Source organism: Desulfobacter sp. (assembly GCF_050177295.1).
Genome location: NZ_JBFXHE010000312.1, coordinates 1 through 5,225, shown reverse-complemented (window position 1 = coordinate 5,225; position 5,225 = coordinate 1). Strand labels below are relative to the sequence as shown.

The following is a 5,225-nucleotide window of genomic DNA, read 5'->3' as shown; positions in this document are numbered from 1 at the left end:
CTTATCCTGATCAATGCGGGTTACAAGCACGATATTTTCGGATTGTTCCAGTTTTTCAAGAATGGCAATAATCTGTGCCGATGTTTTGCCCTGCCCGAAAATAACCTCGGGGAATCCTTTGCGAAGAGCTCTGTGATGATCCACATGGGCGCAACCGATATCTTCAAACGAAAGGTGTTTTAATTGATCTGCGGCCTGTCCAACGGGCAGTGTGCCCTCGGCCACCATGGAAAGAATTTGTGTTAATGTATCAATGTTCATATAGCGTCTAAGTGTTTTGCCTTTTCAATCAGGCAAGTCCTTTCCCTGCTTTATTTGTTTCTTCCGAAGACGAAGTCTCCTCCCGGGCAGAAGGCGCTTCTTCAGGAGCCTGTGCCTTCCGGGAAGGTATAGTCTTGTCTTTGCCCCACTGGTAATGACCGAATTTACAATACCCCCGAACATTATTGAATCGTGCGTCAATGCTCTTGGGAATGGGGATCACATTGCCTTCAACTGATGATATCAGAAATTCGGCCAAAGGGATAGATCCACCGCCGGATACGATAATGGAGTCAATATCCCAGTCATTTTTCCACAGCCGGTTTAAATTAGAGGCAATGGTCGAAGCTACATGTGTATACACCCGTTTTTTTAAGATTGACCACTATCCACCCAGGGCAAACGCACTTAAATTGTATTGACTCCAAGCACTTTCATGAGGTAAGAATTATCCCATCCTGCTTGCAGGCGTTTGACATTTATGCTCTTTTTCAAACTGTTTTCCTGCTTCAGCAGGTTCGTGGCAATGTGGCGTACCATTGCAAAATTTTCAGCTGCATTACCGGCTCGCTTTCGACACTCATCCTCCCTGAACGCGACATCAAGCACCCAATGCAATTTTTTTCTGGCATCCCATGGCATCTATCGTGACAGTATTCCTTGAAATATCAAGTAAATCGAGCAATTCCGGAATTGCTGTGATTTCATTTGAGTTTTCATCCGTTTTTAACTGCCCCAGTACCATATTCGTATCTGATGCCCAGGCACTCACCATATGAATTGCAGATTTGCCATTCGTTTTGTCATGTGAGTGTCTTAGTGTTTTTCCATCCACTGCAATGACAGTTTCCGGCAGTCGCTATTAACTTATGCAACTTCTGCCTATCCAATCAAGGGTCATTTATCTTTGAAAACTCCGATATTAGCGTGATATTTGAGGTGGTCATTGTTGAATTCCCTGAAATGAGGTTATAAAAAAGGTGTTTAAATATCAGGAATCTTCAAACACCGCAAACCTCTCTTCAATCAATCAAAAATTTTAATGCGTTTGCCCTGGGCAATTGCATGTAAAAAAAATACCTAATCTTTTTCATTAATTATCGATACTTTTTTTGACAAAAAGTATTTTTCCACTCTACCATCAAAAGATATAGAAAGCAGTGTTGCCGGGGTTTATACCACAGAAAAAGGCCCGCTTCTTGTGGCGTCGCGGCCTGTCATCCGAAGTCTTCACCAGGGGCCGGCAAAAGGCTATTTGATCATGGGTCGCTTTCTGAACGAGGCGTACATGAAAATCCTGACGGACCAGACCAAGGTGGATCACCGATATTGGCTTTCACAGGACCCCTCCATTCCGGCGGAATCCCGGTCGATATTTGAAAGAGTTCAAAAAAATTCCGGTCCCGTATTTGAAGAGCAGGATAAAAGCATGCTCTTCGTATACAATGTTTTCAAGGGGTTGACCAGTTCATCCGACCTCATCATCCGCGCCGAAATTCCCCGGCAGATCATGAAATATGCAAAGAACACCATGTTTCTTGTTCTGATTTCCACTGTGTTGGCCGGATTTACCCTGCTGTTTGTGATGTTTTTTTTATTGAATCAGGTGGTGATTGACCCCTTGGGGAAACTGACGGCGTGGGTTGTTTCGTTGGGGTCGGCAAAACCGACTTTATTTCCCTTTTGTTTAAACAGGAACGATGAAATCGGTATTTTGTGCTTTGCGTTTCAAACGCTTTTTAATAAACTTACCCAGGTTCATAAAAATTTGCAGGAAATCAATCTTCGTTTGAATCATGAAACCCGGACTTTGACTTTTGAAATCAGCCCGCCGATACTTTATGAACTGGGACTGAAGCCGGCCTTGGAATGGCTTTTGGAAACCACCTGCAGGGAACATGGTATCGACACTTTTCTGGAAGGAGATCTGGAGGGAGATCGGCTGGATAACAGTTTGAGTATTCTTATTTTCAGAACAGTAAGAGAATTACTCCACAATATCATCAAACACGCAAACGCTTCGGAAACAACGGTGCGCTTGTCTCAAGGAGCGAATTTCTTTGAAATCTGTGTTACGGATAACGGGATTGGGTTTGATCCTGAAAAACAGTATAAAAATATCGGTTTCGGCCTTTTCAGCATTCGTGAACGCTTCAGCTCCATTGGCGGAGAGTTTTCGATCTTGTCTAAGTCCGGTGAGGGAACCCGGGCAATTTTAAAGGTCCCGTATAATTTGAAACATACCGTTTAAAGGAAACACCATGAAAATAAATATTATTCTTGCCGATGATCATCATGTGATTCGTGAAGGTCTCAGGCTGCTTCTTGAACGGGAGACGGATCTCCTGGTCCTTGCCGAAGCTGACACTGGAAGGGCCGCCCTGTCTGCAGTTAAAAAATTCAACCCTGATCTTGTGATCATGGATGTCTCCATGCCTGAGTTAAACGGTATGGAAGCCACCCGGAAAATCCTGTCAGAAGCCCCAGCCACTAAAGTCCTGGCCCTTTCCATGTACTCGGACAAGCGCTTTGTGGAAGGGATGTTCCAGGCCGGTGTGTCCGGCTATATCCTGAAAAACTGCATCGCAAGAGAACTGGTTTCGGCCATCCGCCTGGTGGCAAAAGGGCAGGTCTACATCAGCCCTGAAATTGCAGGGACCATTGTGGACGGATACCTGTCGCGCCTTGTGCCTCAAACTGATACAACCCATCGCTTACAAAGAAAAACTTTAACCGATCGGGAACGCGAAATTCTTCAATTGATCTCCGAAGGTCAAAATTCCAAAGAGGTCGCTGAAACACTCCATGTCAGTTCAAAAACCGTCGATGCCCACCGGAGAAACATCATGGAAAAGGTCGGCGTCCATTCCATTGCGGAGTTGACCAAATTTGCCATACGCGAAGGGATAACCACCCTGTAACCCCATGGTACCCGGCTCTTTTTGCCTGAACTTTTAAGCCATCGGCTATACTTCAACTAGGCATTTTGCCAATATCATTTCAAAATCGCATCTGGTAAAGTGAAGAATCATTGATATCTATTGTTCATCAAATCAGCCTACATGCTGCCTTGTGGCAGACAACTTTTATATATCCCCAAAAATATTAAAAGGAGAGCAACATGATGAAAAAGTTGACAGGTATTCTGGTAAGTTCCTTATTTTTAATTTCGGCAGCCTGGGCTGCCGGAGGCAGTCCTACCGTCAGTTCCGATATTGAAAAGCTCGGGATGCGGCTTTATAACGACAAGAACATGTCATTTAACGGCACACAATCCTGCCGGAACTGCCACCATCATTTCAGTGGATTTGCAGATATCACAAATCATCTGGATCCTTATACCAATTTTGTTTCAACGGGCGCAGATGGCGTCAGCAAAGGCGGGCGCAATGCTCCTTCCTCTGCGTATGCCGGATTCAGCCCGATACTGGCTCTGGATGAAGCTTCCGGCGAATGGGTCGGCGGCATGTTCTGGGACGGCCGCGCAGCTGGCTGGGATCTGGGCGACCCCCTTGCCGAGCAAGCCCAGGGACCGCCGTTAAATCCCGTTGAAATGAACATGCCCAGTAAAGCGTCGGTGATAAATGTGATTCGGACTTCAGATTACGTTAACCTCTGGATCCGGGTTTTCGGCAAAGGATCACTTGATGACGTGGATGCTGCCTATGATAAATTTGGTGAAGCCATCGCGGCATATGAACGCTCCACTGATATCACCAAATTCACTTCAAAGTTTGACACAGTACTAGAAACAGACTTTACCGCCGCAGAACAGGCGGGCAAGACTCTTTTTCAAACCAATTGTTCCTCATGTCATTCCATGGAGGCGGCCTTTGATGCGCCGGCCCCACTTTTTACCAATTACCAATACGCCAATATCGGTGTGCCGGCCAATCCGGGAATTCCATCAGATGAACCGGATTTAGGTCTGGGGGACATAGTCGAGGATTCAGCCCAAAACGGCAAGTTTAAAATTCCAACTCTCCGCAATATCGCGCTTACAGCCCCTTATTCTCACAACGGCGTATTCCCAACCCTCACGGCAATGCTTCAGTTTATCAATGACAGCAGTAAGTTTACACCGGAAGTGGAAGAAAACCTGTCAACAAAAGTTGGAAATCTGGGGCTAACACCAAATCAGCTGAAAGAGATCGAAGCCTTTTTAATGACCTTGACAGATGATTATTAATAAACGATAACTAATGTATTAAAAAACTATGAGTGCCTGCCTTCGGAGTTTCGGAAGATAATGCATATAACGGCGGGGGCAGGCCGCCAACACAGGAGAAAAAGCCATGGCAAAAAAAATGAAATCCTTTTGTTTGTCTTTTTGCAGTTTTGTGGCCCTTTCACTGATTCTGCTGCAAATGCCTGTCCCATGTTACGCCTTTGACATTCAGATTGATGTGTCTCCGAATGTACTCAACATCCAGAGCAAAAGTACAATTGTCACAGTTCATACGGACATCGCCTACAAACTGGTGGACGTAGAAACCGTATCATTGAATGGCGTTGACATGGACTGGTGGAAATACGATGACAGGGGCAATTTTGTCGCCAAATTTGATTCAGATAAAATCAAAACATTGGACGACCTTATCATAGGCGATTATACACTGACATTGACCGGAGACACGATCGACGGAGATACCTTTGAAGGAAGTCAGGAAATCATGGTGATAGACAACATTCCGGCCAGCCGTCGGGATTAAACCTGGCCTGAGATTCTTTTTCCAGTATGACCTGTCCGAATATGTGAATTATTTGAAGTGCCTATTATACCGCCCATAACCAATTATCATTGAAGACCATATCAAAAACGCAGCTTCCAAAAAGCTGAATGAAACAGCTTGGTAAGGTTTTTCCAACCGCTTGCACAAACCCTGTAAATGATGTATAGATGCCCGGATTAAAATGGACGGTACTATGAATAAAGACAGGGTATTTGCAGAAAAACTGACCAC

General features: G+C 45.0%; 7 protein-coding genes and 2 pseudogenes. 4 read left to right on the top strand and 5 right to left on the bottom strand.

Annotated features, from left to right (window positions below):
* The 4 genes and pseudogenes from AB7U36_RS17705 to AB7U36_RS17690 form a co-directional block, all read right to left on the bottom strand.
* A pseudogene (locus tag AB7U36_RS17705) lies at positions 1 to 261 on the bottom strand (nickel pincer cofactor biosynthesis protein LarB); the annotation flags it as partial.
* A 28-nt stretch (positions 262 to 289) separates the two neighbouring features.
* Positions 290 to 625, bottom strand: a complete 336-nt coding sequence (locus AB7U36_RS17700; RefSeq protein ID WP_428161000.1) for a hypothetical protein — start codon at positions 623 to 625, stop codon at positions 290 to 292.
* Positions 626 to 669: 44 nt separating this feature from the next.
* Positions 670 to 870 carry a hypothetical protein gene (locus tag AB7U36_RS17695; protein ID WP_083843601.1) on the bottom strand — a complete coding sequence of 67 codons (201 nt, stop codon included), beginning with the start codon at positions 868 to 870 and terminating at the stop codon, positions 670 to 672.
* 4 nt (positions 871 to 874) lie between these two features.
* Positions 875 to 1,105 (bottom strand): annotated as a pseudogene (locus AB7U36_RS17690) (ISAs1 family transposase); the annotation flags it as partial.
* Positions 1,106 to 1,357: 252 nt separating this feature from the next.
* Between AB7U36_RS17690 and AB7U36_RS17685 the strand changes: the two are divergent.
* The 4 genes from AB7U36_RS17685 (at position 1,358) to AB7U36_RS17670 (ending at position 4,973) form a co-directional block, all read left to right on the top strand.
* Positions 1,358 to 2,512: a sensor histidine kinase gene (locus AB7U36_RS17685; protein WP_428161001.1), complete on the top strand. Its 1,155-nt coding sequence runs from the start codon at positions 1,358 to 1,360 to the stop codon at positions 2,510 to 2,512.
* Between the two features lie 10 nt (positions 2,513 to 2,522).
* On the top strand, positions 2,523 to 3,182 hold the full coding sequence (locus tag AB7U36_RS17680) for a response regulator (RefSeq protein ID WP_287125567.1): 660 nt from the start codon (positions 2,523 to 2,525) through the stop codon (positions 3,180 to 3,182).
* A gap of 200 nt (positions 3,183 to 3,382) precedes the next feature.
* The gene (locus tag AB7U36_RS17675; protein WP_428160999.1) at positions 3,383 to 4,450 is read left to right on the top strand and encodes a cytochrome-c peroxidase; all 1,068 of its coding nucleotides are present in this window, start codon (positions 3,383 to 3,385) and stop codon (positions 4,448 to 4,450) included.
* 106 nt (positions 4,451 to 4,556) lie between these two features.
* A complete protein-coding gene (locus tag AB7U36_RS17670; RefSeq protein ID WP_428160998.1) occupies positions 4,557 to 4,973 on the top strand; it encodes a hypothetical protein in 417 nt (138 codons plus the stop codon).
* A gap of 64 nt (positions 4,974 to 5,037) precedes the next feature.
* Here the strand turns inward: AB7U36_RS17670 and AB7U36_RS17665 are convergent.
* A partial coding sequence (locus tag AB7U36_RS17665) for a hypothetical protein (protein ID WP_428160997.1) occupies positions 5,038 to 5,225 on the bottom strand: 188 nt, incomplete at its 5' end.